The organism is Alicyclobacillus sp. ALC3, from assembly GCF_028751195.1.
Taxonomy (GTDB): Bacteria; Bacillota; Bacilli; order Alicyclobacillales; family Alicyclobacillaceae; genus Alicyclobacillus_L.
In genome coordinates this window covers 129859-155011 of the sequence record NZ_CP066784.1, presented here as the reverse complement: position 1 = coordinate 155011, position 25153 = coordinate 129859, and the positions used below count along the sequence as shown (strand labels likewise).

At 57.2% G+C, this 25153-nt stretch carries 22 protein-coding genes and 11 tRNA genes; 30 read left to right on the top strand and 3 right to left on the bottom strand.

The features are described 5' to 3' along the window. Positions 1-14 precede the first annotated feature (14 nt). The 25 genes from mutS (at position 15) to glnA (ending at position 17021) form a co-directional block, all read left to right on the top strand. Positions 15-2657 carry a DNA mismatch repair protein MutS gene (gene mutS, locus JC200_RS00720; protein ID WP_274434275.1) on the top strand — a complete coding sequence of 881 codons (2643 nt, stop codon included), beginning with the start codon at positions 15-17 and terminating at the stop codon, positions 2655-2657. After that, positions 2639-4597 (top strand): DNA mismatch repair endonuclease MutL, encoded by a 1959-nt coding sequence (gene mutL, locus JC200_RS00715; protein WP_274434274.1) that lies wholly within the window; start codon positions 2639-2641, stop codon positions 4595-4597. Before mutS ends, mutL begins: the two co-directional genes overlap by 19 nt. Beyond that, the gene (locus JC200_RS00710) at positions 4587-5462 is read left to right on the top strand and encodes a class I SAM-dependent methyltransferase (protein ID WP_274434273.1); all 876 of its coding nucleotides are present in this window, start codon (positions 4587-4589) and stop codon (positions 5460-5462) included. Before mutL ends, JC200_RS00710 begins: the two co-directional genes overlap by 11 nt. Continuing rightward, on the top strand, positions 5462-6436 hold the full coding sequence (gene miaA, locus JC200_RS00705) for a tRNA (adenosine(37)-N6)-dimethylallyltransferase MiaA (protein ID WP_274434272.1): 975 nt from the start codon (positions 5462-5464) through the stop codon (positions 6434-6436). Before JC200_RS00710 ends, miaA begins: the two co-directional genes overlap by 1 nt. A 143-nt stretch (positions 6437-6579) precedes the next feature. Further along, positions 6580-6831 carry an RNA chaperone Hfq gene (hfq, locus tag JC200_RS00700; protein WP_274434271.1) on the top strand — a complete coding sequence of 84 codons (252 nt, stop codon included), beginning with the start codon at positions 6580-6582 and terminating at the stop codon, positions 6829-6831. Between the two features lie 102 nt (positions 6832-6933). Further along, positions 6934-7009 (top strand) — tRNA-Thr (locus JC200_RS00695). Positions 7010-7018: 9 nt separating this feature from the next. Then, positions 7019-7102 (top strand) — tRNA-Tyr (locus tag JC200_RS00690). A gap of 65 nt (positions 7103-7167) precedes the next feature. Then, positions 7168-7243, top strand: a tRNA-Trp gene (locus JC200_RS00685). Positions 7244-7245: 2 nt separating this feature from the next. After that, a tRNA-His gene (locus JC200_RS00680) sits at positions 7246-7321 on the top strand. Between the two features lie 3 nt (positions 7322-7324). Then, positions 7325-7399 (top strand) — tRNA-Gln (locus JC200_RS00675). A 30-nt stretch (positions 7400-7429) separates the two neighbouring features. Then, positions 7430-7506: transfer RNA gene (locus tag JC200_RS00670), tRNA-Pro, on the top strand. 45 nt (positions 7507-7551) lie between these two features. Continuing rightward, positions 7552-7626: transfer RNA gene (locus tag JC200_RS00665), tRNA-Ala, on the top strand. An 11-nt stretch (positions 7627-7637) separates the two neighbouring features. Further along, positions 7638-7712, top strand: a tRNA-Asn gene (locus JC200_RS00660). A 1-nt stretch (position 7713) separates the two neighbouring features. Then, a tRNA-Thr gene (locus tag JC200_RS00655) sits at positions 7714-7789 on the top strand. Positions 7790-7815: 26 nt separating this feature from the next. Next, positions 7816-7891 (top strand) — tRNA-Val (locus tag JC200_RS00650). Positions 7892-8291: 400 nt separating this feature from the next. Further along, positions 8292-8384: transfer RNA gene (locus JC200_RS00645), tRNA-Ser, on the top strand. A gap of 142 nt (positions 8385-8526) precedes the next feature. Further along, on the top strand, positions 8527-10032 hold the full coding sequence (locus JC200_RS00640) for a spore germination protein (RefSeq protein WP_274434270.1): 1506 nt from the start codon (positions 8527-8529) through the stop codon (positions 10030-10032). Between the two features lie 182 nt (positions 10033-10214). Further along, entirely contained in the window at positions 10215-11192 is a 978-nt protein-coding gene (locus JC200_RS00635) for an AAA family ATPase (RefSeq protein ID WP_274434268.1), read from the top strand. Next, the gene (locus JC200_RS00630) at positions 11189-11824 is read left to right on the top strand and encodes a GTPase (protein WP_274434267.1); all 636 of its coding nucleotides are present in this window, start codon (positions 11189-11191) and stop codon (positions 11822-11824) included. Before JC200_RS00635 ends, JC200_RS00630 begins: the two co-directional genes overlap by 4 nt. Further along, entirely contained in the window at positions 11805-12425 is a 621-nt protein-coding gene (locus JC200_RS00625) for a hypothetical protein (RefSeq protein WP_274434266.1), read from the top strand. Before JC200_RS00630 ends, JC200_RS00625 begins: the two co-directional genes overlap by 20 nt. Then, complete coding sequence (locus JC200_RS00620) at positions 12422-12628, top strand: hypothetical protein (protein ID WP_274434265.1); 207 nt, start codon at positions 12422-12424, stop codon at positions 12626-12628. Before JC200_RS00625 ends, JC200_RS00620 begins: the two co-directional genes overlap by 4 nt. Further along, complete coding sequence (gene hflX, locus JC200_RS00615) at positions 12625-13923, top strand: GTPase HflX (RefSeq protein WP_274434264.1); 1299 nt, start codon at positions 12625-12627, stop codon at positions 13921-13923. The genes JC200_RS00620 and hflX overlap by 4 nt, the downstream gene beginning before the upstream one ends. Further along, positions 13920-15161 (top strand): methionine gamma-lyase family protein, encoded by a 1242-nt coding sequence (locus tag JC200_RS00610; protein WP_274434263.1) that lies wholly within the window; start codon positions 13920-13922, stop codon positions 15159-15161. Before hflX ends, JC200_RS00610 begins: the two co-directional genes overlap by 4 nt. A gap of 85 nt (positions 15162-15246) precedes the next feature. After that, positions 15247-15639, top strand: a complete 393-nt coding sequence (locus JC200_RS00605) for a MerR family transcriptional regulator (RefSeq protein ID WP_274434262.1) — start codon at positions 15247-15249, stop codon at positions 15637-15639. 44 nt (positions 15640-15683) lie between these two features. Beyond that, the gene (gene glnA / locus JC200_RS00600; protein ID WP_274434261.1) at positions 15684-17021 is read left to right on the top strand and encodes a type I glutamate--ammonia ligase; all 1338 of its coding nucleotides are present in this window, start codon (positions 15684-15686) and stop codon (positions 17019-17021) included. A 79-nt stretch (positions 17022-17100) separates the two neighbouring features. Here glnA and lexA read toward each other — a convergent pair whose 3' ends face one another. Then, the gene (gene lexA, locus JC200_RS00595; RefSeq protein WP_274434260.1) at positions 17101-17748 is read right to left on the bottom strand and encodes a transcriptional repressor LexA; all 648 of its coding nucleotides are present in this window, start codon (positions 17746-17748) and stop codon (positions 17101-17103) included. 145 nt (positions 17749-17893) lie between these two features. Here lexA and JC200_RS00590 point away from each other — a divergent pair, with 145 nt between their 5' ends. Next, on the top strand, positions 17894-18241 hold the full coding sequence (locus tag JC200_RS00590) for a LysM peptidoglycan-binding domain-containing protein (protein ID WP_274434259.1): 348 nt from the start codon (positions 17894-17896) through the stop codon (positions 18239-18241). 1 nt (position 18242) lies between these two features. Here the strand turns inward: JC200_RS00590 and JC200_RS00585 are convergent, their stop codons facing one another. Beyond that, positions 18243-19016: a Cof-type HAD-IIB family hydrolase gene (locus JC200_RS00585; protein WP_274434258.1), complete on the bottom strand. Its 774-nt coding sequence runs from the start codon at positions 19014-19016 to the stop codon at positions 18243-18245. 186 nt (positions 19017-19202) lie between these two features. On the opposite strand from JC200_RS00585, the gene JC200_RS00580 reads away from it, so the two are divergent. Further along, positions 19203-20591: a glycine--tRNA ligase gene (locus JC200_RS00580; RefSeq protein ID WP_274434257.1), complete on the top strand. Its 1389-nt coding sequence runs from the start codon at positions 19203-19205 to the stop codon at positions 20589-20591. A 46-nt stretch (positions 20592-20637) separates the two neighbouring features. After that, complete coding sequence (locus JC200_RS00575) at positions 20638-20826, top strand: hypothetical protein (protein WP_274434256.1); 189 nt, start codon at positions 20638-20640, stop codon at positions 20824-20826. A gap of 71 nt (positions 20827-20897) precedes the next feature. Here the strand turns inward: JC200_RS00575 and JC200_RS00570 are convergent, their stop codons facing one another. Continuing rightward, complete coding sequence (locus JC200_RS00570) at positions 20898-22934, bottom strand: aconitate hydratase (protein ID WP_274434255.1); 2037 nt, start codon at positions 22932-22934, stop codon at positions 20898-20900. 136 nt (positions 22935-23070) lie between these two features. Here JC200_RS00570 and JC200_RS00565 point away from each other — a divergent pair, with 136 nt between their 5' ends. Beyond that, positions 23071-23862, top strand: a complete 792-nt coding sequence (locus tag JC200_RS00565; RefSeq protein ID WP_274434254.1) for an SDR family oxidoreductase — start codon at positions 23071-23073, stop codon at positions 23860-23862. Then, complete coding sequence (locus JC200_RS00560) at positions 23859-25064, top strand: MFS transporter (protein WP_274434253.1); 1206 nt, start codon at positions 23859-23861, stop codon at positions 25062-25064. Before JC200_RS00565 ends, JC200_RS00560 begins: the two co-directional genes overlap by 4 nt. Positions 25065-25153: the final 89 nt, after the last annotated feature.

The following is a 25153-nucleotide window of genomic DNA, read 5'->3' as shown; positions in this document are numbered from 1 at the left end:
GAGGAGGTTGCACGGTGTCACACACCCCCATGATGCAGCAGTATCTCGATATCAAAGCGAATTACCAGCACGAGCTGTTGATGTTCCGGCTTGGCGATTTCTATGAACTGTTCTTTGACGACGCGCTGACAGCGAGTCGGGTCCTGGAGATCACGCTGACAGGGCGGGATGCAGGCAGCGCCGGTCGAATCCCAATGTGCGGTGTACCCTTCCACGCCGTTGAACAGTACATTGCCCGCTTGATTGACCACGGTTACTCGGTGGCGCTGTGTGATCAAACGGAGGACCCGAAGCAGACCAAAGGCCTGGTCAAGCGCGAGGTCGTGCGCGTCGTGACTCCTGGTACCGCCACGTACGACGAAGGGGCTCTGTTGCGTTGGCTAGCTGCAGTTGTGAGAGCGGACAAGGCGTACGGGCTTGCGATGATCGACGTAGGAACGGGCGCCGTCTGGACTGCCGAGACCGATCGGATGGAAGTCATCCGCGAGCAGTTGCTCCAACGGCCACCCGCGGAAATCCTGGTCTACGAATCGGCGTCCGAGGACGATGCGTTTCGTTGGCTGGAGCCGTGGCGGAAGACTCTCGATATCTGTGCACTGACAATGCGAAAGCCGCACAGACATTCTCTAGAATGGGCTGCCGAGACGGTGCGAAGTCAGTACGGTGTGGCGAGTTTAACACCGCTTGACCTCGGTCTGCGACCTGCTGCCACCGAAGCGCTTGCGCTTGCGCTGGAGTTCGTGCAAGAGACGCAGCGGCTCTCGATGGCACACCTCAGGTCGCCGCAGAATTTGCTCCAGGAAGACTGTATGGTGCTCGATTACGCGGCACTTCGCAATCTCGAAGTGTTCGAAACCAGCCGCTCGAGACAGCGCAAGGGATCACTGTTCGATTTGCTCGACAACACGAAGACAGCGATGGGTGCCCGTACGCTGCGACAGTGGCTAGAGCGCCCGCTCGGACGCAACAGCGCGATCGAAGAGCGGCTCGATGCCGTCGAGGCGTTTGTGGAAGACGTCTTTTTACGCGATCACGTGCAAAAATCACTAGGCTCGGTGTATGACCTGGACCGGCTGTCTGGCAAAGTGGCGCTCGGAACGGCGAATGGCCGCGACTTACTCGCGATTGCGAGGTCTCTCGCGGCGCTGCCTCTGTTTGCTGGGCCACTGTCGGAGAGTGACAGCGTGGTGCTGCAAGAAGCTGCACAGGCTCTGCCGGACTGTGCGGAGTTGACAGAGCGACTGCTCACAACTCTCGTTGATGAACCCCCTGTTTCAGTACGGGATGGCGGGATAATCCGAACAGGTGTTGACTCTCTGCTCGACAAACTAAAGGGCGCCAACCAGGAAGGGAAAACTTGGCTGGCTGCGCTAGAGCAACGCGAGCGGGAACGCACCGGGATCAAGGCGCTCAAAGTCGGGTACAACAAAGTGTTTGGGTACTACATTGAAGTGTCCAAGGCGAATCAGCACTTGGTCCCCACAGAGTATGAGCGGCGTCAGACACTTTCTACGGGCGAGCGTTATGTGGTTCCGGAACTCAAGGAGCGCGAAGCGCAGATCCTTCACGCCGAGGAACAGGCCGTGCTCCGCGAGTACGAACTGTTCGTGGCGCTGCGCGACCAGGTGATGGCGCGCCTCGCAGACCTGCAACAAGCATCGCGCCATTTGGGCGTGATCGACGCGCTGTGCGCGCTCGGTGAAGTCGCGGCAGTACAGCAGTACCGACGTCCGCGTATTTCCGACGAACGTGGGCTTGTGATTGAGCAGGGCCGGCACCCTGTCGTCGAGGCGGCGCTCCCGGGACAGTTTGTCGCGAACGATGTCAGACTTGGGAGCGACCAGGCGTTCATATTGCTGACGGGTCCAAACATGGCTGGCAAGAGCACCTATATGCGGCAAGTCGCGCTTATCGTCTTGCTCGCGCATATTGGCTCATTCGTGCCTGCGGCTGCGGCTGAAATCGGCGTCGTCGACCGGATTTTCACGCGCATCGGCGCGTCCGACGACCTTGGCGCCGGTCAGAGTACGTTTATGGTCGAAATGGTGGAACTCGCGCAGATTCTCAGACAGGCGACGGACCGGAGTCTAGTGCTGCTCGATGAAATTGGCCGGGGCACAAGTACCTATGACGGCTTGTGCATTGCCGAAGCGGTGATGGAAGCCCTGCAGCAAGAAGGGCAGCGACCGCTCACGCTGTTCGCGACGCACTATCACGAGTTGGTGGAAACGGCAGAGCAGTTGCCTTCTGTCGTCAACTACTCTGTCGCTGTGCGTGAATCGGGAAGTGACATCACGTTTTTGCACACTGTCGTGCCTCGCCCTGCGGACAAGAGCTATGGGATACAGGTTGCGAAGTTGGCAGGCATTCCTGCGCCAGTGTTGGCGCGCGCAACGGAATTACTTGTTCTGCGCGAGGCGCAGCACATGCATTCGACGTACATGGCGACAGCCGCAGCGAGTGAGGGTACAGATGGGCCGGGTCTAGGCGTTAATGCGCAGCCCGTGTCACTCTTTGCGTCGGCAGCAGAGACGGAGTTGGTGACTGCTCTGGCGGAACTCGACGTCGACAATCTCACCCCACGCGAGGCAATGAGGGTTCTGTTCGCTCTGACCGACCGCGCAAAGGAGGCGTTGTCATGGGCAACATCCAAGTGATGCCGGAGGCCTTGGCCAACCAGATTGCGGCGGGTGAAGTGGTCGAACGCCCTGCGGCCTGTGTTAAAGAACTCATTGAAAACAGCCTCGATGCAGGAGCGACGCGAATTCGAGTCGCTCTGGAGGAAGGCGGCATTGCTGCCATGACGGTACAAGACGATGGCTGTGGAATGGATGAGGAAGATGCACTGCTGGCTTTTTCACGGCACGCCACGAGCAAAGTGCGCACAGCGCGCGACTTGTTGAAGATCGCGACGATGGGCTTTCGCGGCGAGGCTCTCGCGTCGATTGCGGCTGTCGCCCGAGTAACTCTGCAGACACGCCCGCGGCAGGCGGAAGCGGGCACGGAAGTGAAGGTGGAGGGGTCACGCTTTCACGGCGACCCTGCACCGATTGGCGTACCAGTCGGCACAACGGTAGTGGTGCGCGACCTCTTTTTTAATACGCCAGCCCGTCTGAAGTACTTGCGCTCCGTACATACCGAGCAGGCCCGTTGTGTCGAGGTCGTGCAGCGGGCTGCCTTGGCGCGGCCAGACGTGGCGTTCACGCTCGAGACGAGTGGGCACATAGTCTTTCAATCCGGAGGACGGTCCAACCTGCTCGATGTGGCCGCAAACGTGTTTGCTCCGGGCGAAGCGAAGCAACTCCTGGCCGTTCGCGGCGAGAGCCCAGACTACCAAGTCACTGGCTGGATCGGACGACCTACGCAGGCAAAGTCAACGCGGGCATACGGTCATATCTTTTTGAACCACCGTCCCATTCGCAACTACGCAGTCCATCAGGCCGTCGTTGCCGGGTATGGTGCGCGTCTAATGACGCGTAAGCACCCACTTTATGTCTTGAACCTCGAGATGGACGCGGCGTTAGTCGATGTCAACATTCACCCGCACAAGGCAGAAGTGCGGTTCAGCGAAGAGCAGGATGTCTGCCGTATGGTCACGAGCGCTGTGGCAGCCGCTCTTGACAGTGCGTTTCTGGTTCCAAACGTCGAATTGCACACGCGGGTGCCGGACGAACGCAGCACGCAGACGAAACTGACGCTCCCAGACGGGGTTCGACCGCTGGTGCGCGAGCAGGCGCCAACTCCGTTCGAGGCCACGAAGCCAACTCGGGACGCACAGCTAGCGCGAGGGAAGGTAGACTGGCGCCAGAACAAAGGCTCAACTGCAATCACCGAACAGCAGATTGCGGCAACGCTAGCCCCGCTGGCAGGTTCGCCAACGCAACCAGACTCGCAGGTGGTTGCGGAGAAGCAGTCCCCTCACCAGCCTCAGGACACAGACGTGGCACCTCTCCGCCAGGAGGCAGATTCAACAACAAGCGAGCAACCGAGTGTGCGAGACCCCTTGTCAGAGCGCCTGCGACTCCGGCCCATCGGTCAAGCGCTTGGCATGTACATCTTGGCCGAAGATGGGGAGAACCTGTACATCATCGACCAGCACGCTGCTCACGAACGCGTGCTGTATGAGCGGTTTGACGCTCAAGTGCGCAGTCGCATCGGTGGACGGATGGCGCTGCTGACACCCCTGACGTTTCGCTTGACCCCCCGCCAGTTGGCAGTCATCAACGAGCGCCGGGAAGTTTTAACTGACCTTGGCTTTGAGTGGGAACCGTTTGGGGGGGCAGACATCCTGCTGCGCAGTGTCCCGGAAGTGTGGGAGGGACTGGACATTAGCGCACTGGCCGAAGGTCTGTTTTCATCACTCGCGGACGAGCGGTTGCCAGAGAGTGCAGCGGAGGCGATTCGGGACAGAATTGTCACGCAAGCCTGCAAAGCCGCGATTAAAGCCAACCATCGACTCGCAGGACCGGAGATGGACGCGCTCTGTCGGGCCATTTCCGACTTGGCCGATCCGTTTCACTGTCCGCACGGACGACCAATCTTGATTCAGCTGTCGAACACCGTACTGGAGAAGGAGTTTCGTAGAATTGTTTCGTGATCACGTACTTCACCCTGGGCCGCCCGTCGACGCGGGAATGGGGTTTGCACAGCCCTCTGCCGCTGTCGTGACGACGCCGTGGAAGCAGACGCCTCGCGCTCTGGCAGAGGCGAGCCGGCTCGCTGAGTGGTTCTGTTGTCCTCAGGTTGCGCGAGGGGACCGCAGCATCGCGCAGGTGCTCGCCGACGAGAGCGTTGATGTGGTTATCGTTGCAGACCGACAGCCAGTGCTCTACACCGCCGAATCGGGCGACGAAGGCCTCTACTTTCACCCTAGTTTTGCTTGGCAGCGCATCGCACAGTGGCGAAGGGGTGAACCTGAGCGGCTGCTTCTTGCTGCCGAGATTCGTCCTGGCGATACCGTCGCCGACGCGACACTCGGTCGAGGCACAGATACCTTGGTGTTTGCGGCGGCTGTAGGACGGGCGGGACACGTCATCGCTCTTGAGTCGTCGTGGCCGCTCTTGCGCTTATTCGAAGATGCGCTGACGAGCGGCGCCGCTTGGTACTCCGATACAGTCAACAACCTCAGGCGGGACGCGTCCGCGATCACGCTTCGTCACACTGACCACAACTTGTGGTTGACTGAACAACCTGACAACAGTGTGGACGTCGTGTACTTCGACCCGATGTTTCGGCACGCCACGAAGCGGCGTTCGGAGGTGGAGGTCGTGCGCTCGTTCGCGACATCCTTGGCCGTACAGGACGACGCATGGCGGGAGGCGAAACGCGTGGCGCGCAGGTGTGTCGTCTTGAAGGAACGGCCGGGATTCGGGGAGTTCGAGCGGTTTGGTCTTACCCCGGACCGCCCACACGGACGCACAGCTTTTGCCGTGTGGAAGAAACCGCGAGGAGAGATGAGCTGATGAAAACGGCTTCGCGGGCACCTGTGCTGTGCATTGTCGGGCCAACGGGTGTCGGGAAAAGTCACGTTGGCATCGAGGTCGCGCGAGCGGTTGGCGGAGAGGTAGTGTCTGCAGATTCCATGCAGGTCTATCGCGGCATGGACATCGGCACGGCTAAAGTGACGCAGTCAGAAACGCAGGGGGTGCCACACCACGGCCTCGACCTCGTGGAACCAAACGAGTCGTTTACGGTAGCTAACTGGGTCACGCATGCGGACGTTGCCATCGCCGGCATCATCCGGCGCGGTCGTCTGCCCATCGTCGTCGGCGGAACGGGGCTCTACATTCGCGCGATTGTTGAGGACCTCGACTTCGCCCGGCAAGCCGGTTCGGCGAGCGTGCGAGCGAAGTGGGAGGCGTATCTACTCGAACACGGGAGCGCACAACTGCACCGGCGCCTTTGTGAGGTCGATTTGACTTCTGCCAATCGCCTCCACCCCAATGACACGCGCAGGGTCATACGTGCTCTGGAAGTCGCAGAGTTGCGTGGACAAGAGTTGTCTCAGACCTACGAGTGGCGGGCCAAAGGGGGCAGGTACAACGCGGTGCAGGTCGGCCTAGTCATGGATCGGGCGGCTTTATATAGGCGTGTGGACGCGCGTTTGGATGCCATGGTCGCGGCAGGACTAGACGCGGAAGTTCGGCAGTTGCTCGACACCGGCTGTACGCGCAACACAACGGCCATGCAGGCCATCGGCTACAAAGAGTGGGCCGCATATGTGACGGGGGAAACCAGGGAAGAAGAGGCCGTCGCTGCGATTAAGCAGGCGACTCGCAGGCTGGCGAAAAGGCAGTTGTCTTGGTTTCTGCGGGATGAGCGCGTGCACTGGTTCACCGTTGACCAGACGGGTGCGTTGTCAGCTAATGACTTTCAAACGATTTGTGATCTCGCTTTGCAGATCACGGAAGGAATTGAGCTCGCGCGCCGCGAATAGGGTAGACGGTGCGTTGCAGTTGCTGCGCAGTCAGGGCTGTGTTGCCGCTTGGGGTTGACAGAGGTCTGAGAAACGGATATATGTATGAGACACTATAGAGATGGGGAGTGGAACAGCATTCCCCGTGAGTGGAGGCTGCTGATATGACGAAGCAACCTGTTAATATTCAGGACACATTTCTCAACCAGGTACGAAAAGACCGCATTCCAGTTATCGTGTACTTGGTGAACGGGTTTCAAATCCGTGGCTCGATCAAGGCTTTCGACAACTTTACCATCGTGGTGGAGTCAGATGGCAAGCAACAGATGGTCTATAAGCATGCCATTTCCACCTTCATTCCGATGCGTAGTGTTGCTCTGAACCCAGAGGTTGTCGACGAGGAGAAAGGCGAGTAACGAATCAGAGCCAAGAAATACCTGTCACAATGCCCTGAAAATCGGCGTTGACAACGCGGATTTCAGTGTGATAAGTTATCTCTTGTCGCTGATGGCTAGGGTGCCAGCGTAGCTCAGCAGGTAGAGCAACTGACTTGTAATCAGTAGGTCGCAGGTTCGATTCCTGTCGCTGGCTCCAGGATTTTGCGGAGGGGTACCAAAGTGGCCAAATGGGGCGGACTGTAAATCCGTTGCGGAAGCTTCGAAGGTTCGAATCCTTCCCCCTCCACCACCTGTAGGTTATTGACTACAGCCGTTGCATCCCTCGGCGACACCCGCTCTTCGAGCGGGAATGATAGGGGCGTAGTTCAGCTGGTAGAACGGCGGTCTCCAAAACCGCATGTCGTGGGTTCGAATCCTGCCGCCCCTGCCATGGTGAGTGTGGCGAAGTGGTTAACGCACCGGATTGTGATTCCGGCATTCGTGGGTTCAATTCCCATCACTCACCCCATGTTGGGGAGTAGCCAAGCGGTAAGGCAACGGACTTTGACTCCGTCACGCGAAGGTTCGATTCCTTCCTCCCCAGCCATCCTGGTTGTGGTGGACATGCAGGTATCATCGGAGCATAGCGCAGCTTGGTAGCGCGCCTGCCTTGGGAGCAGGAGGTCGTGGGTTCGAATCCCGCTGCTCCGACCAGTGATTCCTGCAAGGGCAGGAATGGCAAGCACGCAGTAAGTTCATGGGGGTATAGCTCAGTGGGAGAGCACCTGCCTTGCACGCAGGGGGCCGTCGGTTCGAATCCGACTACCTCCACCACATGAATTTATTCCTCGATAGCTCAGCGGTAGAGCATCCGGCTGTTAACCGGAGGGTCGTAGGTTCGAATCCTACTCGGGGAGCCATGCTCCCATAGCTCAGTCGGCAGAGCGCATCCATGGTAAGGATGAGGTCATCGGTTCGAATCCGATTGGGAGCTCCACAGTGTTATATGTGAACAATCACAATGGGCGGTTAGCTCAGTTGGGAGAGCACCTGCCTTACAAGCAGGGGGTCAGCGGTTCGAGCCCGTTACCGCCCACCAGCGAAGTCCTTGTAGGGCATGAAGGTGCCTCCTACAAGGGCTTTTTGTTTTGCGGAGGAGCCATCACGTGCAATTTCTTCGGAGTGGTTGATGTCAACGTCGGCTATCAAGCGAGTGTGTAGACAGCGGTCGGCATTTTCACTCGAGTCATGGACAGTCTTCGACAGAGTAGCCCGGAGCTTGTTGGCGAACCGCGGCGAACCGAGTATTCTCGGCGTGAACTTTCTGAGCGACTCGACGTGCTCAATTCGCGCCGCCGTCGAATGCCATCCGTGTGGGAGAACTGGTGACACGGGGAGGTGGGCGACAGGTTTTTCTCATTCAAATAGGTTGCACAGAAGGACACAACGATGGTATGATGTGTGAGCACGATTTTGGAGGCGCACCATCCAAAACACGTGGAGTGATGGCCGAGTTGGTCGAAGGCGCTCGCCTGCTAAGCGAGTATACGCTTAATCGCGTATCGACGGTTCGAATCCGTCTCACTCCGCCAGACAAAAGAGTTGTCCTGGTCTCTCAGGGCAATTCTTTTTTATGTCCGCGGATTCCTTTTTTGCAGCGTCTGTCCTGAATGAGGTATCGCAAGGTGAACCGTCGGGGAAGAGTAAACGGAGTCACTTCAAGGAGGGGTTGCTGTGCACCAGCGTGCAGGCTCTGCGCCAACAGGTGTCGCGGAGCACGCGATTTCCGCGCATTTGCAAGACAACGTGGACTATGTGAACGACCTGATTGGCATCGGTACGAGCTGGGATATCCTTGCGAAACCGTTTGAGTTCGGGGATATAAAGATGGTGTCGTACGTCACCAACGGATTTTTCCTGACGATGAACATGGTGTTGATTCTGGAAAACCTGCAAGCGAACGTGGTGACGTTTAAACAGCAACACCAAGAGTCGTTCACGCTCGATGAACTCATCGACTATTTGAACAAACACATTGCGTTTGTTCAGGTGCAGCCAGTGCCGAAAATGGCTGACGCCATTCGGTTCATTCTGTCTGGTCCCTTGATTACTTTTCTTGAGGGGTTTGACCAAGCGCTGTTGATCGACACCCGTATCTATCCCATGCGCAGCATCACGCTGCCAACGACAGAACACGTCGTGCGTGGACCTCACGATGGCTTCACAGAGACAATGTTGATGAATACAGCGCTGATTCGCCGACGACTGCGTGACCCCCGCCTGCGCGTTGAATTGATGCAGATCGGCAAACGCTCGCAGACGGACGTCAGTTTGATGTACCTGAAGGATGTGGCCGACCCACAACGCGTTAACGAGATCAGGCAGCGCCTGAAGTCTGTGCAGTCCGACTCGATGACAATGGGAGAGCAACAACTTACAGATATCATCGGCCACGTCAAATGGAACCCGTACCCGATTGTGCGTTACACCGAACGTCCCGACATCGCGTCCGCAGCGCTTCTCGAAGGGCAAATCGTGATTGTCCTCGACACGACCGCCGAGGTCATCATTGCGCCCGTGACGTTCTTTCAACACCTGCAAAACCCACAGGAGTATCACTCGTATCCGCTTGTCGGTACATATCTGCGGTGGGTTATCTTGGTCTCTGTGTTAGTCAGCATATTTCTGCCGGGACTGTTTCTGTTGGTCAATGACTATCCGCAATCCGTCCCAAAGGCACTCAGTTTCTTCATCGCACAACACGGTGACCCATTGCCGCTGTGGGCGGAGCTGTTGGTTGCCGAAATCGCCCTCGATATGCTCCGCCTTGCGATTTTAAACACCCCGAGCATACTTGGCTCATCAGTCAGCATCGTGGCCGCCCTGTTGTTCAGCCAGTTCGCCTCGAAGATTCAGTTGTTGCAACCAGAAGTGTTGGTGTACATGGGGTTCGTTGTGATTTCGCAGTACGCGACGTCATCCTTCGAACTCGGCAGCGCAAATCAGATCAGTCGCATGTGGATACTTGGTTGGACTGCGGTATTAGGCACACTTGGGTTCGTGATCGGTGCCGGGTCATGGTTGTTGTTGCTCATCTTCACGCGCTCGTTTGGGGTGCCTTACTTCTGGCCGCTCCTGCCGTTTCGCTGGCGCGATGGATTGGACGACATTGTGATGCGACGACCGTCGGAGGACCTTCATGGAATTCCGGATATTCTGCGTCGGCGCTCGAAAGCGTAGCTCACTGAGAACAACGACTAAAGCAGGCGGGCCCCGGCAGAGGCCCGCCTGCTAGGCGATCACCCAGTTTCGAGTCTCTGCATAGGTTAGGGTACTGCGCGAGACATTTGGGAGATGTCAAGAGGGAATCAACCACTCGCCTACTCGCGTAAGCCACGTTCCAGAGGTCGAGGTGATAGTCGTTGCGGACAGGGCCAAAAACACCGATTCCGAGGTCGCAGCGAAACGACGTGATACGGGACTATCAAGAAGGGCAGATTGCGCTCGCGGAGGCGTTGTCCCTACTGAACGGCACGTCGCAACGAACTGCTGACACAACGCCACGAATCACCAAACAGCGTCTGTCCGCGCTGCTTGGGGACTTAGATGCATTGGTCGGGTTGGAAGAAGTGAAGTCAACAGTTCGGCAGGTTTTCGCCTTTCTGTATATGCAGGAGCGACGTCGGCAGTCGCACTTGAAGACGGAACCGGTCGTTCTGCACATGGTGTTTACGGGCAATCCAGGAACAGGAAAAACCACGGTAGCGAGGCTCCTTGCAAGTCTTTTTCACGAGTGTGGGCTGCTCTCCAAAGGCCACCTGGTGGAAGTCGAGCGGGCAGACCTCGTTGGTGAGTACATCGGCCACACGGCGCAGAAGACGCGCGAGCATATCAAATCGGCACTCGGTGGCGTGCTCTTTATTGACGAAGCGTATTCGCTAGCGCGGGGCGGAGAAAAGGACTTTGGTCGAGAAGCCATCGACTGCCTCGTGAAAGGCATGGAGGACTACCGGAACCAGTTCATCGCGATTATCGCGGGTTATGAAGATGAAATGGAATGGTTTCTCTCGACTAATCCTGGACTGCCGAGCAGATTCCCGATTCATTTGAAGTTTCCTGACTACTCGGTGACGGCTCTCCTGGGTATTGCCAGACAAATGGCGACTGAACGCCAGTATCGATTCAGCGTGGAAGCGGAGGCCAAGTTGCGACATGAGTTGCAGCGGTTGCGCACGGATACGCTGCGCAGTTCTGCGTTCAGCAACGCGCGCTGGGTGCGCAACATGCTCGAAGCAACAATTCGACAGCATGCCTTGCGGTTGTTTGACGCACCGGACCCAAGCCGTGAAGCCATGGTTACCCTCGAAGCTGCAGACCTAGTGTGGGGGGGAACCGTATGAGACACAGTGTCGTGATAGGCAAGGCCAATGTCGGAAAGACATTGTTTTGCATTTATTTCGCGCAGTATATCGGGGTTCGAGAAATGACGTGGTTGGTCGAGCGGACGGACGGACGCACCGAGCACGTCCGCACGTCGCCCAAGTCGGCGGCCGAGACTCTGTCCGGTGAACTGCCCCATAAGACGCGCTGCCTGCAGTCCGTGTGTCTGGATTTTGAGCGAGGAAAGGGCGTGCGCCAGTTTCTCCTTACAGATACGACAGGGCTTACCGACGGAATTCACCCCGAGGCCGAGTTACGGCGCGCCATGGCCCAGACTCTGCGAGCGATTGTCAACGCGGACGTGGTGTTACACATGGTTGACGCTGCTGCAATTGGTGAAGTTGGGCCTTTGCGCAAGCCGAACCGAGCAGGTCAGGAGCGTGGATGGAGTGAGCTTGACGACCAAATCGCGGAACTTGGCGAGCACAAGCGCGGATACTTGATCCTCGCAAACAAGATGGATTTGCCAGGAGCAAAACAAGGGTATCGGGAGCTCTCCAAACGCTTTACTCGGCACCGCGTCGTGCCTGTCTCAGCCCTTCATCAGAATGGGTTTCGAGAGGTGAAGCAACATGTCTGGCGTTTGGCATGAGTGGGCGGTCTGGCTTGGTTGCGCACTTTTGATGGGCGCAGCCATCAAGTTAATGGACGACGCGTTGGATGTGAACTTTGACCTAGAACGGGGGCGTCAAACACTCGCCCATCAACTCGGGCGCGCCACGCTGCCTTATGCGCTGGTGCTCGCCGTCATCGCGGTGGACCTTGACCCTGCACTTGCGCTGTCTGTGTTTTTTGGCAGTTACGCAGTTGGGATGTTTACGACTTGGCGCGACCCACTGCCGTCACGCCTTCCATCATACGTCGAGATCGCGCTTGCCCTTGCACTCTCCGCCAGTCTGGTTGGCTGGAGATTGGCGCTCTGGGGGGTCGCCATCATGGCTGTCGTCGATTGGCTGGACGACGTGATGGACCTGACCGGTGACAGCAAGTCCGGGCAGACCAATCTGGCCGCTCGGATCGGTTTTGCCGAGACACTGTTGCTAACGCTGGTCGCGCTGTGCGTTGCCGTGTTGACCAACGCAGCTTTGACTGCAGTCGTACTGGTCGCCGTCACGGCGTTGACCGTTGCTGCTGAACTAACGACCAAGCACCTGTGGAAGGCTTCAGATGACGACAGGGGGATTGACGTATGACAATGACTCAGTGGCTGGCCTTCATCCTCGGCGGGGTGGCGATTGTGTTGCTCTGCGGCTACGCGATGGGGCGGCGCGTTGGCTACCGCCAAGGCATGCGCAAAGCGAAAGCCAAGGTGCCGTTGGAACTGCGAGCTTGTGCGCACGAGTTGGGACACTGCCCAATCTGCGATACAATGTGGCACGAAGGGGTGAGCGGATGAAACGACCTACCGACCCAGACCGGGTCATCCTCGGCGTACGAAAACGTCCGAGCGAACATCCTGAGGTGTTACAAGAACGAACAGACGAGCTGCAAGGGCTCACTGACGCAGCCGGCGGCGAAGTTGTCCGCGTATTTGTTCAGGAACGCCCAGAACCGGACGGAGCTCTGTATCTTGGCAGCGGGAAAATCTTGGAGATGGCCGAAGCGGTTGAAGTTGACGAGGTGTCGCTGGTCATCTTTGACGGTGAACTTAGTCCAGCGCAAATCAGGAACCTATCCGACCGGATGGGATGTCGTGTAATCGATAGGACACAGCTGATTCTCGATATCTTTGCGCAGCGAGCACAGTCCAAGGTTGGACGCCTGCAAGTGGAGGTGGCACAGCTTCAATACCTGTTGCCGCGGTTGACCGGGCGAGGCGTGCAGATGTCGCGCCTTGGCGGCGGCATTGGCACCAGAGGACCTGGTGAAACGCGGCTCGAGGTCGACCGTCGGCGCATTCGCGACCGCATCTCCCACTTGAAATCCCAGTTGCGGGAAGCGAAGTCAAAGCGCGCAGAGCAGCGCAAACGCCGGGCATCTAACGTTCCGACGGTCGCCCTCGTCGGCTATACAAATGCCGGGAAGACCACAGTTTTGGGGCGCTGGCTGAGCGATCGCGCAGGGAGCGCATCAGCACGAGGCGATGCGCGGCTGTTCGACACCCTTGACCCATTGGCTCGACGTGTCCGTGCCGGACGGACTGGGGAACTGGTTCTGCTGGACACGGTCGGCTTTGTGCAGGACCTGCCGCACTTGCTCATCGACGCGTTTCGGGCGACGCTGGAGGAAGTGGTGGCGGCAGATGTCGTTGTCCATGTCCTAGACGCAAGCGTTGATACTGCAGCTCGCGCAGACACGACATATCATGTCCTGCGCGAGCTCGGGGCAGACGGAAAGCCGATTATTACGTTCTACAACAAACTCGACCGCGTGGGACAGGCTCCACCTCCGGACCGCCACGCTGCGGTCACAGTCTACGGCTCTGCGCGAACAGGGGATGGAATGGCTGAGCTGTACAGCGCCGTCGACGCGGTTCTGGGCCTTGACCCGGTTCGAGTGACACTGTCTGGCCCTCAAGATTCGGAGGTTTTTTGGGCAGACGTAGCTCGTCAAGGGCGCGTGATCTGTGCAGAAGCAAACGAAGCTGGGGAGATGAAAGTGACTGTCGAAATGGACCGCCGGCAAGCGACTCGTTTTGGTCAGTCCGATTACGACAGGGCTATTGCGACTTCGACGGAGGTACAGCCATGACCAACTTGCAAGTCACTGAACAGGCGAGCCAGGTTGTGGCTCGTGCTGAGCAGACAGTCGCAGAGGCGCTGGTGCGGATGGATGCGATTGCGAGAACGAACCAGGCCAAGGTGCTTGATGCATTTCACGCTGAGCGCGTTGCCGACGCAGACCTGCACGGCACCACCGGGTATGGTCTCGGTGACGAGGGAAGGGACAAGTTCGAACGCGTGTTCGCACGCGTCTTTCATGCGCCAAGTGCCCTCGTGCGACCACAGTTTGTATCTGGGACACACGCGCTGAAGGTTGGCTTGTTTGGCATGCTCCGCCCAGGCGACGAAGTGTTATTTGCTACTGGCAAACCGTATGAAACGCTGGAGGCCGTGGTTGGCATTCGGGAAACTGCAGGGAGCCTCGCGGAGTGGGGGGTATCGCACGCAATTGTCCCACTTACAGACGGCGGACAAGTAGACCTTCACGGTGTGCAACAGGCACTGCGAACGAACACGCGCGTTGTGTTTTTTCAGCGTTCACGCGGTTACGCTGAGCGTCAGGCGCTGACCATGACAGACCTTACAGACGCAATTGCCGCTGTCCGGGCGATGCGCAGTGACGTCCTCATCGCCGTTGACAACTGTTACGGTGAATTCGTCGAGACGACAGAGCCGACCGACATCGGCGCAGACCTCGTTATGGGCTCGCTGATCAAGAACCCTGGCGGCGGTCTAGCCCCAACTGGTGGGTATGTCGCGGGGCGCGCGGACCTGGTTGAGCGGGCGGCTGCGGTGCTCACAGCGCCAGGGGTTGGCGCCGAAGTCGGACCGACTGCGGGGTTTCTGCGACCGTTCTATCAGGGACTATTTATGGCTCCGCACGTCGTCGCCCAAGCTGTGAAAGGCTCTGTCCTCGCGTCAGCAGTGTTCGAGCAACTCGGCTACGACGTGTCCCCGTTGTGGCATGAGGCGCGTTCGGACTTGGTAATCCGCGTCAGTCTCGGCAGCGAAGCAAAGCTGTTAGCGTTTTGTGAGGCGGTACAAGCTAGCGCACCGATTGACTCGTTTGTTCATCCCGACGGCGGGGAGATGGCGGGTTACGCGAATCGGGTGGTGATGGCCGCCGGCACGTTTGTGCAAGGTTCCACCATTGAAATGTCCGCTGATGCCCCGGTTGTGGCGCCCTACCGTGTCTATTTTCAAGGCGGACTCACCTACGAGCACGTGTATCTGACATTGGAGCGTATCGTGACATCGTTGATGTAAAAAACTTTGACATCCGCTGCTTTTGCATTGTAGTTCCGGATGATAAGATGGGGGCAGCGATTACAGCGCGGGCGGGGGGATATCCGTGGACTTGAACATGCGTCGGCAGCTGCCGCTATTTTCCATCGGGATTGTGCAAAAGCTAACGGGTCTGTCAGCACGCCAGATTCGCTACTACGAACAGCACGGGCTAATCAGCCCGGCGCGTTCAGAGGGCAAGCAACGGTTGTTTTCATTCGCGGACGTAGAGCGGCTTATGGACGTGCGCAGTCTGCTCGATGACGGATACAACATGTCTGGTGTCAAAGCGAAACTCCAGTCGGGACGAGCGGGGACGGCAACAGTGCAAGAAAGTACGGCTGAGCCGTCGGATGCTGAATTGTACGAATGGTTGCAGAAAGAAATTCAGGAAGGGCAGACGGAACGAGCGATGTCCCTCTTTCAAGGTGACCTGTCTCGGTTATACCGACACAGGTAAGCAGTGTTGAGGGTCTTGTGTTGATCCGGACAGGGGTGGTTCATATGCGCAAGCGCTTTGACAAGGCTGAGATTCTCGAACTCGCCAAGGAACAAGATGTTCGCTACATTCGGTTGCAGTTTACGGATTTACTCGGGATCATCAAAAATGTCGAGGTGCCTGTGGACCAGTTGTCCAAAGCCCTTGATGGGAAAATTGCATTTGACGGGTCTTCTATCGAGGGCTTTGTTCGGATCGAAGAGTCGGACATGTACTTGGCACCGGACACAAGTACGTGGTTGGTCTTCCCGTGGGAGTCAAACTATGGCCGAGTGGCGAGGCTCATCTGTGACATTCGGCAGCCTAACGGCGATCCGTTTCCGGGCGACCCGCGCGTTGCACTGCAGCGCGTTGCTGCACGTGCGCGGTCGCTCGGATTTGACACGTTCAATGTCGGCTGCGAGCCGGAATTCTTCCTGTTCAAGATGGACGCGGATGGGAAGCCGACACCGGAAGTCAGCGACGAAGGCGGCTACTTTGACTGGGCGCCGCTCGACCTCGGCGAAGATTGCCGGCGTGAGATTGTCCTGACACTTGAGTCGATGGGGTTTGAAATTGAAGCGTCACACCATGAAGTGGCGCCTGGCCAACACGAAATTGACTTCATGTACGCGGATGCTCTCGAAGCCGCTGACGACATCGCGACGTTCCGACTTGTCGTGAAGACGGTGGCTCGTCAACACGGTCTGCACGCAACATTTATGCCAAAGCCAGTCTACGGTATCAACGGCTCCGGAATGCACTGCCACATGTCGTTGTTCCGCGATGGTGAGAATGCGTTCGCGGATGAGAATGGGGAGGCAGGCCTGAGTGAGATTGGACTACAGTTTCTCGCAGGCATCCTGCGCCACGCCCCCGCGTTTACGGCGGTTTGTAATCCAATCGTGAACTCTTACAAACGCCTCGTGCCTGGGTATGAAGCTCCGAACTACGTTGCATGGTCGGCAAAAAACCGCTCGCCGCTGGTTCGCGTTCCGGCTGCGCGCGGACAGAGTACGCGCATTGAAGTGAGAAGCCCGGACCCCTCTTGTAACCCGTATTTGGCGATTGCGTCCATGCTTGCGGCGGGACTCGATGGCATTGAGCGAGAGATGCAAGCTCCGCCCCCGGTCAACCGCAACATCTACCGGATGTCGGATGCTGAAAAGGAGTCGATCGGTATTGTGAGCTTGCCAGACAATTTGTCGCGCGCTCTCGAACTCCTCGAAGGTGACGGTGTGTTGCGTGAAGCGCTTGGAGCGCACATCATTTCACACTTTATTGAAGCCAAACGGATCGAGTGGAACGTCTACCGGACACAGGTGTCCGAGTGGGAACGCGAACAGTACCTGCAGTTGTACTAAGCAGAACATCGAAAACAGCCTGTGGTCGCGTAGACCGCAGGCTGTTTTCGTGTCCTGACACACCAACCGATTGACGCTATCACACGACCGTTCGGAAAACTCCAATGACCTTGCCCAGAATGGTGACGTTCGGATACCTGAGTGGCTTCATTGATGCGTTCTCAGGCTGCAGGCGGATGTGGTCTGCTTCTCGGAAAAAGCGCTTCACTGTGGCTTCGTCATCGTCCGTCATGGCTACGACGATATCACCGTTGCGGGCTGTTTGCTGTCGCTGCACGATGACGAAGTCGCGGTCCAAGATGCCAGCATCAATCATCGAATCCCCTGTGACGCGCAACAAGAACACCTCTTGGTCTCTGACCATATCTTCAGGCAGTGGAAAGTACTCGTCCACATCCTCCACCGCCGTAATCGGGACACCTGCGGTGACTTTCCCGACGATCGGCGCAAAGACAGCTCCGCGCGTCGTTTGAACAGGCGTCGGCGCGGCAAGTTGAGGTTCTTGTGCAGCGCCTTGATCGAGCAGCAAGATGGCGCGCGGCTTCGTCGGGTCGCGTCGAAGGTAGCCTTTGCTCTGGAGACGCTCGAGGTGACCGTGCACAGTCGAACTGGAAGCCAATCCGACAGCTTCACCAATCTCTCGAACGGACGGCGGATACCCCTGTTCCTTTACACATGCGCGGATGTAGTTGAGTATTTCCTCTTGTCGTCGAGACAGTTTCGCCATGACCGCGCCTCCGCTCCATCAAAAGTTTTCCTAAGTATAACAAATAGAACAGCTGTTCGCAAACGTTTGTTCGCATATCGCTTGACAAGAACGTGTGTTCGTATTTTAATAGAAACAGAACAAATGTTCGCAGGGGGCGGTTGTGATGGTGTCACTGAGTGAAATGGGACGCATGAAATCGGCGCAAAGTGCTGCTTACGAGACTCACCGGGTGACGCGCAAGACGCGCACGCGTCTGTGGGGGTTGTTCGCTCTGTGCTGGATTGTGGGGGCTAGCTTCGCGTTTCATTTTTGGGTAGGAGTAGCGTCTGCGGCATCGACGGGTGTGCCGTACACTGTGGCGCCTGGAGACACCGTCTGGTCAATTGCAAGTCAAATGAGTGGTGCTGGTGATCCACGCCAACTGGTGAGTGAAATCATTGCGCAAAATCACCTGAACGCAGCCGGTAGGCTGTATGTTGGGGAAGTTCTGCAGTTGCCACAGAACCCTTGAGTTATATGAGGCCCAAGTGTCGCAGGCCGCGCTCGACTCCGTCCTGGTCCACGCTGGTTGTTTCGTAATCTGCGTAAGGTTTGAGTTCTTCTGAAGCGTTTCCCATGACAACGGCGGTACCAAGTGCCTTGAACATGCCAACGTCATTCCAAGCATCACCAAAGTGCACCGCGCGTTCAGGTGCGATACCAATCTTGCGGAGTACGTCTAGGGCGCCTAGAGACTTGTCGTTGCCGGCCTTTTGAAGGTCAATTGCCTCTTCGTGCCAGCGGTATATCATGCATTCAGGGAATAATTCTAAGACCTCTTTGTCCCAGTCCTCCGCCATAAACACATTTGCCTGAAACACATCTTCATCACTGTATGCGTCTGTTTTGTCTACACGGACTTCAGGGTAGTCGTACGACTGCATGAGGGAATGTAGTGACCCCGGAAGCTGAGCAGGTGTCACACTTTTAGTGCGTGTGTGCATGACGACAGGTAGTTGCCGTTCGACGAAAAAGCTGCGCGCGCGTCTGACCACCCCCACCGGCAGTGGGCGCGTAGATACGACCTCCTGATGTGCCATCGCCAAGCCGCCGTTGAAGTAGACAGCTATGTCAATACCCAGTCGCTGCTGCAGTTCAATCGTCTGTAATACTGAACGCCCCGTACACAGCGCCACACCGATGCCACGTGCAAGCAACTTGCCAATCGCGTCGATCGAACTTGGAACGAGTTTGCGGTTGTAGACCAGTGTCCCGTCGATGTCGAAGAAGACAAACTCTATCGTCAAGGTGTGAGCACCCCTTCATCTTGTATGTTGTTCGCTAACAGAAGTGTCGGCTCACTTAGCTGTATTTTAGCGGATATGCACACAGCACTCCAGGCCAATGCACGCCAACGATGAGTGGCGCGTTGCGCCAGTCCTCCGTTATCGAGTATCATAAGCCCATGTTTTCATAGGAAACGGGGGAAGCTTGTGGCTGTGACAATGGAACAACTCGTGGCGCTGGCGAAGCACCGGGGGTTCATTTTCCCGGGTTCGGACATCTACGGCGGACTTGCAAACACGTGGGATTACGGGCCGCTCGGTGCCGAGTTGAAGAATAACATTAAGCGCGTGTGGTGGCAGAAATTTATTCACGAGTCGCCGCTGAACGTGGGTCTCGACAGTGCCATTTTGATGAACAACCAGGTTTGGGTGGCATCTGGCCACGTAGGTCACTTTCACGACCCAATGATCGACTGCCGTACCTGCAAGTCAAGACACCGCGCCGATAAATTGATCGAGGCGGCAATTGAAGCGCATGGCGAAGAGCGTGTCGTGGACGGGCTTTCGTTTGACGAAATGGAGGAACTTATCCGAGTCTATGACGTACGGTGTCCGGACTGCGGAGGGAATGACTTCACGGCGATTCGGCAGTTTAACATGATGTTTAAAACGCATCAGGGGGTCACGGACGAAGCAGGCAATGAGATCTATTTGCGGCCAGAAACAGCTCAGGGTATTTTTGTGAACTTTGAGCATGTGCGTCGGACCATGCGGAAAAAGCTGCCGTTTGGTATTGGTCAAGTTGGAAAAAGTTTCCGAAACGAAATAACTCCCGGAAACTTCACCTTCCGTACACGGGAGTTCGAGCAGATGGAGTTGGAGTTTTTCTGTGCACCGGGTACTGATGACGAGTGGTTCACATATTGGCGGCAGTTTTGCCATAACTGGTTGCTCGCTATCGGCATGCGACCGGAGAACGTGCGACTGCGCGATCACGAGGCAGCGCAACTGTCTCACTACAGCAAGGCGACCACGGATGTGGAGTATCACTTCCCGTTTGGTTGGGGCGAACTGCTTGGAGTTGCAAACCGAACCAACTATGACTTGTCCCAGCACGCGCAGCACTCGCACGAGGACTTTCAGGTCGATGGTGAAGACGGTGAATCGTTTATTCCGTTCTGTATTGAACCTTCCATTGGCGTCGACAGACTGTTGCTCGCGGTGTTCGCCGATGCGTATGAAGAGCAGTCCTTACCCGATGGCGATGTGCGTACAGTGCTTCACTTCCATCCGGTTTTGGCTCCTTACCAGGCAGCTGTTTTTCCACTGTCTAAAAAGCTGGCGGAACCAGCACAGGCCCTTTACAGAGAGTTGTCTCAGTCGTTCACGGTTGACTACGATGAGTCTGGCTCAATCGGCAAACGCTATCGTCGACACGACGAGATCGGTACACCCTATTGCATCACGTTTGACTTTCAGTCGGAGGACGACGGTGCTGTGACAGTTCGTGATCGCGATACGATGGAACAAGTGCGGTTGCCAATTCGTGAACTTTCCGCTTGGCTGCGCGATAAAACACGGGTCATTGGTGAATGAACATTGCTTGGTGGGGGAAGGTTGACACGCAGGGGGTGGTTCACAGATGTCCAACCAACACACGGAGAACCACAACGAAGCGTTCACGTTCACTGGGTCACTTAAGAACAATCGACACTTTGAGGCGGTTGTGAGTGAGCGGAACCGCGTCGTGGATGACGCGGTGATTGTGCCTATCCCATGGAAGCAGTATCACCGTGCGAACGTCCCGCACCTCGCGAGACACTCCAAGTGAGCGGGCAGTGACCCCACACCCAAGCCCGGCCGACGTGAGCATTTGCTCGATTGTCGGCCGGGCGTTCTTGTTCAAGAGGCCGGGCGTCCCGGGCGCGACTGCCCGTTTGTCGATACCATTGTCGCAGTAGCAAGGTGAGAGGCGGCATCGACCGCGGGTTGCGACTGCCCACTCGCATGTCCACTTCGAACATGGTTCAACAGTCCACCTGACAGAAGAATTTCCAACTGACGCTCCGACAGTTCAGAGCGGCAGCGAATTATCCGACCTGACCCAGTCTGGAGGACTTCAATCAAGGAGCCTTGCTTCAGTTGACCCCGTACGTCCGGAATGACCAGTGCGTCCTCCCGCTCGAGCGCGTCGTAGTCAGCTTCTCTTTCAAATGTCAGCGGAAGAATTCCAAAATTGATCAGGTTGGCACGGTGAATGCGCGCAAACGACTTAGCGATCACGGCTTTCACGCCCAGGTACATGGGCGCAAGCGCGGCATGTTCCCTGCTTGACCCTTGTCCGTAGTTTGACCCTGCGATGACTATGCCGCCGCCAGCTTTTTTGGCGCGTTCGGGGAAAGTGGGGTCGATGCGCACAAAGACGAACTCGCTGATGGCCGGAATGTTTGAACGCAGAGGTAGAATCTTCGACCCCGCCGGCATGATGTGGTCGGTGGTGATGTTGTCGCCGACTTTCAGGAGCACTGCACCCTCGATGGTGTCTTCCAGCGGCCCACGCAGTGGCAATGGCTTGATGTTTGGTCCACGTTCGACGTGGACAGCCGTGGGGTCGTCAGACGGCTGTAAGACCATGCCTTCGTCATTCGTGTCGTATTCGTCAGGTTCCCTTGTCTCCACGTACGCTCCGCCTTCTCTTGGGTCCGTTAGCACTCCGCGCAAGGCCGACACCGCGGCTGTTTCCGGGCTACACAAGTAGACCTTCGCGTTCGGCGTGCCAGACCGCCCTTCAAAGTTGCGGTTGAAGCTGCGTAGGCTGATTCCCTCAGATTTTGGCGCCTGCCCCATGCCGATGCACGGACCACAGGCCGCCTCGAGCACACGCGCGCCAGCTGCAATCAGGTCGGCCAAAATTCCGTCACGAGCGATGGTGGCAAAGACCTGCCGTGAACCAGGTGTCAAAGTCATCGACAGGTTTTCTGCGACTCGCTTTCCGCGCAGTACGTGAGCCGCGATGGCCAGGTCGTGAAAACTGGAGTTGGTGCAAGAGCCAATACACACCTGGTCTAGCGGCAATCCTGCGAGTTCTCGTACGGTGGTCACGTTGTCCGGGCTGTGCGGTTGGGCAATCAGCGGCTCGAGGTGAGTCAAGTCGATCTCCATCACTTCGTCATAGCTCGTGTCTGGGTCTGCCTCAAGCGCAGTCCAGTCCGATTCACGCCCTTGTTTGCGCAAGAACAGCCGGGTTCTTTCGTCACTTGGGAAGATGGAAGTTGTCGCTCCGAGTTCAGCTCCCATGTTGCAGATGGTCGCCCGTTCGGGAATCGTCAGGTCTGCGACTCCCTCGCCGTGGTATTCGAAGACCTTGCCTACGCCGCCCTTGACAGTCAGTCTCCTTAACATTTCGAGGATGATGTCCTTGGCTGCCACCCAAGGTTGTCGCTTGCCAGTCAATCGGACACCGACCACTTTTGGCATCGGTAATCCGAACGGGCCACCCGCCATAGCGACCGCTACGTCTAATCCGCCTGCTCCAATTGCGATCATCCCTGCGCCGCCGCTTGTCGGCGTATGCGAGTCGGAGCCGAGTAAAATCTGCCCTGGCACGGAAAAACGCTCGAGGTGGACCTGATGACAGATGCCGTTGCCTGGGCGTGAAAAATAGATCCCGTGCTTGGCAGCAAACGATTGGAGAAAAGCGTGATCGTCTGCATTCTCAAACCCTGTTTGCAGCATGTTGTGGTCGACGTAACTGACCGACCGCTTGGTGCGTACCTGTGGCACGTCCATCGCCTCAAACTGGAGATACGCCATCGTGCCTGTGGCGTCCTGAGTCAAAGTCTGATCAACCGTAACCAGAATCTCTTCTCCCGCAGGTACAGGCCTCTGCCCTGCGGCGAGGTGCGCGTTCAGTATTTTCATCGTGACACTTTGGCCCAACGCTCAGCACTCCTTGTTTCCATTTGGAGGTAGTTTCACCTGCTCTTGCTGGAGCTATACTAACCCTGCGAGGGCGTGACATTCCGCTGTGTTTTTTGTAACGTATGAGTGATACGACTGGAGGAGGACGATACCGATGGACGTCGGGCTAAAAGGGAAAACCGTCCTCGTGACGGCAGCAAGTCAGGGCTTGGGATTTGCCACTGCACGAGCGTTTGCAAGAGAGGGAGCGCGCGTTATGTTGGCGAGCCGGTCAGAGACTGCGTTGGCAGATGCGGTCAAGCGTATTCAGTCGGAGACTGACAATCGCGAAGTTGAATTCACCGTGGCAGACGTCACGGACGGCGCCGCGATTGACCGCCTGTTTGACCGCGTCGAGGATGTCTTCGGTGGGGTGGACGTACTCATCAACAACACGGGCGGGCCCCGGGCGGGCACATTTGACAGTGTATCCGACACCGACTGGCAAAACGCGTTTGACCTCTGCTTGTTGAACATTGTTCGCTGTACGCGACGGGCACTGCCACACATGCGTGCAAACAAGTGGGGGCGGATTGTGAACTTTGCTTCCTCATCGATCAAGCAACCGCTCGAGAACCTAATCTTATCTAACGCTTTTCGGGCGGGTATTGTCGGCCTGTCAAAGAGTTTGGCGCTAGAACTAGCCGCTGATAACATTCTTGTCAACGTGCTGGGGCCTGGTCGCATTGCGACGGGGCGCGTGGCGAGCCTTGATGCCATGCGCGCTGATAAACTGCAGACGAGCGTGGACGAAGTTCGTAGGTTGACAGAAGAGAATATCCCTCTCGGGCGATACGGCTCCCCCGACGAGTTTGCCGCCATGGCTGTGTATTTAGGGTCCGCAGCCAACGGATATACCACCGGACAGTCCATTCTGGTCGACGGGGGCTTAGTGCGCGCACTGTGACCGCCAAGCGCTCCCGTTACACGTTGCTTGCGTTGCTGTTCGCGGCGAGTGTCGCGATGTTTCCCAATTCGGTCTTGTTCCCGGCTTCTCACGATGTTGCAGTTCACCTGCACCAACCAACGGCTTTCATAGGCTGGCTTGTCAGTAGTTACGCCCTAGCGTATGTACTCGCGACGCCTCTGCTTGGGATGACTTCTGACTACCTCGGGCGTCGAAGTATCCTCGTTGGCGGCCTTGTCTTGTTTGTTCTCGGCGGCACCGTCCCGCTGTATGACCCGAAGACGTTGCCGATGGTGGTGGGCCGCGTTGTCATGGGCATTGGCTCCGCCGGCATCATGCCGATGGTCGATAGTCTGATTGGCGACGCCTATCCCCAGGGTCCCGAACGGCGGCGGGCGTTAGCCGGCTTCGGTGCTGCAGTTGCAGTAGCTGAGGCACTTGCCCCGTTTCTTGGTGGCGTCAGTGACGGGATAAACTGGCGAGGCGTATTTGCCCTGTATACTTTGGGCCTGCCGGCTGCGCTCTTGACTGGCTTCATCTCTGTCCCGCCGCGTCAGAGCGCGCGGCCGGAGAAGGTCAAGCTGTCTGACTATGCTGTAAGTTTACGGATCGCGCTGCGCATCCCACGGCTGTATTCGGCCATCGTCGGCGCAGTCGTGTTTGGCGTCGTCTACTTTGGCGTCTGTACACTCTTGCCATACGCGCTGGGAGCGCCGCTTTCGGGCTGGAAAAGCGGCGCCCTGTTTCTTCCTATTGGAGTTTCTTGGGTGTTGTTCACCGCTTGGCTGGCGAACCGACCGCAACTCGTCCGACTGCGCGAGGTGATGGTCGGCAGCGCGCTTGGTTTAGCGGCCTTGACGGTTTGGCTCGCCTATGCAGGACACCTCAGTTTTGTGCTTGCAATCGGGGTCGGGTGGGGTGCGGGATCGGCCTTTCTTTGCACAATTTTTCAGTGGATGGTTGGCGACGAATCGCCTGAACTGGTGCGTGGGGCGATGAACGGCATCCTGAACGCGGCGTATATGTTCGGTTTCTCATTTGGGGCGCCGCTGTTTATGTGGTTGATGAAAATCATCGGCTTCGCGTCGACTCTGTGGTGGGGCGCCGCAGCGATGGCCTTGCTCGCCGTGTTCTTGTTTGTGTCGTTGCGCCCGCACGGCGTCACCGTGCTTGCGGAGGAACTGACTGAGACGGTACGTTAACGAGGAAAAGAGCGAAAAAAGCAACTGTTTTGGCCATGGTACAATGTATTCAAAACGCCCTGTTGCCAGTCGGTCAGCACGGTATCTGT

Bases quoted from the DNA above. Each gene is read 5' to 3' on its own strand.
- mutL (WP_274434274.1), top strand. From the start codon at position 2,639: ATGGGCAACATCCAAGTGATGCCGGAGGCCTTGGCCAACCAGATTGCG.
- miaA (WP_274434272.1), top strand. From the start codon at position 5,462: ATGAAAACGGCTTCGCGGGCACCTGTGCTGTGCATTGTCGGGCCAACG.
- hfq (WP_274434271.1), top strand. From the start codon at position 6,580: ATGACGAAGCAACCTGTTAATATTCAGGACACATTTCTCAACCAGGTA.
- JC200_RS00630 (WP_274434267.1), top strand. From the start codon at position 11,189: ATGAGACACAGTGTCGTGATAGGCAAGGCCAATGTCGGAAAGACATTG.
- JC200_RS00625 (WP_274434266.1), top strand. From the start codon at position 11,805: ATGTCTGGCGTTTGGCATGAGTGGGCGGTCTGGCTTGGTTGCGCACTT.
- JC200_RS00620 (WP_274434265.1), top strand. From the start codon at position 12,422: ATGACAATGACTCAGTGGCTGGCCTTCATCCTCGGCGGGGTGGCGATT.
- hflX (WP_274434264.1), top strand. From the start codon at position 12,625: ATGAAACGACCTACCGACCCAGACCGGGTCATCCTCGGCGTACGAAAA.
- JC200_RS00610 (WP_274434263.1), top strand. From the start codon at position 13,920: ATGACCAACTTGCAAGTCACTGAACAGGCGAGCCAGGTTGTGGCTCGT.
- glnA (WP_274434261.1), top strand. From the start codon at position 15,684: ATGCGCAAGCGCTTTGACAAGGCTGAGATTCTCGAACTCGCCAAGGAA.
- lexA (WP_274434260.1), bottom strand. From the start codon at position 17,748: ATGGCGAAACTGTCTCGACGACAAGAGGAAATACTCAACTACATCCGC.
- JC200_RS00590 (WP_274434259.1), top strand. From the start codon at position 17,894: ATGGTGTCACTGAGTGAAATGGGACGCATGAAATCGGCGCAAAGTGCT.
- JC200_RS00575 (WP_274434256.1), top strand. From the start codon at position 20,638: ATGTCCAACCAACACACGGAGAACCACAACGAAGCGTTCACGTTCACT.
- JC200_RS00565 (WP_274434254.1), top strand. From the start codon at position 23,071: ATGGACGTCGGGCTAAAAGGGAAAACCGTCCTCGTGACGGCAGCAAGT.